We start from the raw sequence: 3,512 nt of genomic DNA, 5'->3' as shown, positions 1-3,512 counted from the left end.
GTCTATGTACAGCTTTTTTATATCTAAATTAATAGTTTTGGTTAAATCAAATATTGACAATAATAAATACGATAAAAAATTTTATATCCCAATTTTGAATTATCTGATATAATTAAGCGATGTCAGATGAAGGGGGTTCCAACATGACTCTGTTCAAGAGAAAGATTAGCTTACCGATGCAAGTTTTAATTGCTTTGGTGCTAGGTGTAGTTGTAGGTTTATTATTGTTTGGACAAACGAATGTAGCAAATTATATTAAGCCTTTCGGTGACATTTTCTTAAATTTAATTAAAATGATCATCATTCCAATTGTCTTCTGTGCATTAGCATTATCTATTTCAAATTTAGGGGATTCGAAAAAGATTGGTAGCTATGGATGGAAAGCAATTCTTTACTTTGAAATTATAACAACAATTGCAATCGCTTTAGGATTAGTTATTGGTAACTTATTCAAACCAGGTGCAGGATTAGATCCTCATAAATTACCTAAAGGCGACATTACTAAATATCAAACATCTGCTTCAGCAGCAGAACAATCTACATATGGCAATCACTTTATTGATACCATTGTAAATATCGTACCAACAAACATATTTGAAGCATTAACTAAAGGTGAATTATTACCTATCATCTTCTTTGCAGTATTCTTTGGATTAGGATTAGCTGCAATAGGGGAAAAAGCAGATCCTGTAAAAGGGTTCTTAAATGGTGTATTAGAAGCAGTATTTTGGATGATTAACCAAATCTTAAAATTAGCGCCAATTGGTGTATTTGCATTTATTTGTACAACAGTTATGACATTTGGTGCCGCAGCATTACTTCCATTAGCGAAATTAGTATTAGTCGTAGTATTCGCAATGGTATTCTTCGTAATTGTAGTTTTAGGCATAGTTGCTAGAATGGTTGGCATTAGCATTTTCTCAATTATTAAAATATTGAAAGATGAATTATTACTTGCCTTCTCAACTTCAAGTTCTGAAGCGGTATTACCAATTATGATGAATAAAATGGAAAAATTTGGTGCGCCAAGAGATGTCACATCATTTGTTATTCCGATTGGTTATTCATTTAACTTAGATGGTTCAGCCTTATACCAATCCATCGCTGCATTATTCGTAGCTCAAATGTATGGTATCCATTTATCAATTTCTGAACAAATTATTTTAATGGTAACATTAATGGTAGCATCTAAGGGTATGGCCGGTGTACCAGGCGTTTCAATCGTAGTATTACTTACAACGTTAGGTGCAATGGGCTTACCAGCTCAAGGTCTTGCTTTAATCATTGGTGTGGACCGATTATTAGACATGGTGCGTACATGTGTTAACGTAATTGGTAACGCCTTATCATCAATTGTTATCTCTAAATGGGAAAATGTTTATGATAAAGAAAAAGGTAAAAAATATTTAGAATCAATTTAAAAAGAAATCTGACATTTTTTTGTACCGAGTCGTTATGTACTCGGTACTTTTTTTATTGAGAAAAATTTGTACAAAAATAACTCCATCGCAAAAAGAAATTTACTTCATGCGAGGGAGTTATTATTTTAATTACATACCTTTCATGTCACCCATGTCGTGGATTTTCATCATTAATCCATGAGGTACATCATCATGTTTTACTTTAGATACCCTTGAAAATTTATCTGAACCTTTTTCTTTTACAAGGAATACAAAATCACCTTTTCTAACATTAACATCTGTATCTGAAGGTAATTGAACATTTTTCTCAACTTTTTCAGTTTGTTCACTGACCATTTTTTCAATGGTATGATTATCTTTCATATAACCATAGTAAGTCTCTTTTTGTCCTCCAGTCATCATCATGATAACTAATACGACACAGATGATAAGCATGATTGCACTTAAAGCAATGCCTAATCCTAAGCCTTTTTTATTTTTCATTATGTAGCTCTTTTGAAAGTACTATCTCATTTATACAAAATAAAGTATTAAAATGCAATAAAATACTAAAAACAATATATTCAAATGTGTCATTATTATTAAATATAAAACTAAGCCCATAGACAGAATTATCTATGGGCTCGAGTATATTATTTATTAAATTGAAATTTATACCTCGATTGTTACGGGTGTATCGATGTCATCATCATTCATAAGTGTAATTGTTTTAGGGTTAACTTTTAAGACGCATAAATCTGGATCTTCTTTTGAATCAAAGAAAGTTTTATCTTGTGTTTCCCATAACCAATCAATTACTTTTTGGTCTTTTACAATTTCAATAGTTGCTTCGATTTCAACAAAGCTATTATTTGTTGTTTCGTTATAACCTAAAAGAATATAAGCATTAGAATTGCTTTCAATTTCATCAACTTTAGCAGTTTTCGTACTTGTCTTAGTATATAAATCTAAACCGTCATTATAAAATACCATGTATCTACTATTAGGCTTGTTATTATAAGCAGTTGATAATACACCAACTTTAGACTCTTTTAAAACTTTTTCGATTGCTTGAGTAGCTTGTTGTTTATCCAAACTCATCATCTCCTTATTAGTTTATATTACCTAAATCACGTAATATTAAACTTAAAGACAATAAATGATTAAACTGGTTTAATGCAAATATATTTCACCTCATCATGCTGTAACGTAATTTGAAATGTTGCATCATCTTTTTCTTGGATAAATAATTCAGTTTTTGGATGGTTTGAGCGGTCTAATTGTTTCATAATGCTTTTTTCAATATATACTGGCAATTTATCCTGTGGCATTAAATGTTGTATTGAACCATGCTCGTTATTAAGTGTATTTACAATAAATAAGGAATTTTCATTTAATTCATTTTGAAAATGATAGTGCTGTTTGCTATCTGATAAATAGCGATCATTAATTTTATTAAAAAGAATAAAATGATAATTGCCGTCTTTACGACTCATAAGATAATTATTCGCAATGGTGATAGGTTCATCTACAAATGCGTTAATAAATTGATACAAGTGCATGATTGGAAGAATGCTTCCATGATTATTAAATAAAGAAATATACATAGGGTCATTTTCAATTAATTTATAACAAATACCACCGCCATATTTTAGTAAAGCAGTTAAATGACAGACTAAATCAGATAATTGTAATGGATGAGCGCCATTATTTGTGTATTTAAAGCAACGTAACGATAGACTGCTATATACAAATTGAGTTGATGGAATTTTAGAGTCTTCAATAAAACGGATATAGTTTTCAAAATGTGTACTCGCATGAGTAAAGCCACGTTGCTTGTCTATCAATACATTTTTTGTATTAATGTTTTCAATATCTACAAAGTAATAATCAAACTTCATACGATTCATAATATCGTAAGTCTCTTGTAAGGTGTCACATTGATGCAGTAAGCCATCCACAATTAATCCAAATTTAATTGCACGATTTTTATTTTTTAATTTTAGATGAGCTAAATGGATATCTTGAATAGATATCGTTTCGGTATCAAAAACCAGCATAAATTTAACAATTTTTTATTCCATTTATAATCTTGATTACTATGTATAAATG

At 30.0% G+C, this 3,512-nt stretch carries 3 protein-coding genes and 1 pseudogene; 1 reads left to right on the top strand and 3 read right to left on the bottom strand.

Features of this window, described 5'->3' with window-relative positions; all coding sequences use genetic code 11:
* The first annotated feature begins 143 nt into the window (after positions 1 to 143).
* Entirely contained in the window at positions 144 to 1,421 is a 1,278-nt protein-coding gene (locus tag CD127_RS10405) for a cation:dicarboxylate symporter family transporter (RefSeq protein ID WP_103298968.1), read from the top strand.
* A 129-nt stretch (positions 1,422 to 1,550) separates the two neighbouring features.
* Here CD127_RS10405 and CD127_RS10400 read toward each other — a convergent pair whose 3' ends face one another.
* The 3 genes and pseudogenes from CD127_RS10400 to rsp form a co-directional block, all read right to left on the bottom strand.
* Positions 1,551 to 1,904, bottom strand: coding sequence for a DUF4889 domain-containing protein (locus CD127_RS10400; RefSeq protein ID WP_103366663.1), 354 nt, complete (start codon positions 1,902 to 1,904; stop codon positions 1,551 to 1,553).
* 168 nt (positions 1,905 to 2,072) lie between these two features.
* Positions 2,073 to 2,495 (bottom strand): pyridoxamine 5'-phosphate oxidase family protein, encoded by a 423-nt coding sequence (locus CD127_RS10395; protein WP_103366662.1) that lies wholly within the window; start codon positions 2,493 to 2,495, stop codon positions 2,073 to 2,075.
* Between the two features lie 68 nt (positions 2,496 to 2,563).
* Positions 2,564 to 3,512 (bottom strand): annotated as a pseudogene (gene rsp, locus CD127_RS10390) (AraC family transcriptional regulator Rsp); the annotation flags it as partial.

The sequence above is a fragment of the Staphylococcus petrasii genome, assembly GCF_002902565.1.
GTDB lineage: Bacteria > Bacillota > Bacilli > Staphylococcales > Staphylococcaceae > Staphylococcus > Staphylococcus petrasii.
The sequence above is the reverse complement of the archived record's forward strand: the minus strand, read 5'-3'. Positions and strand labels throughout refer to the sequence as shown.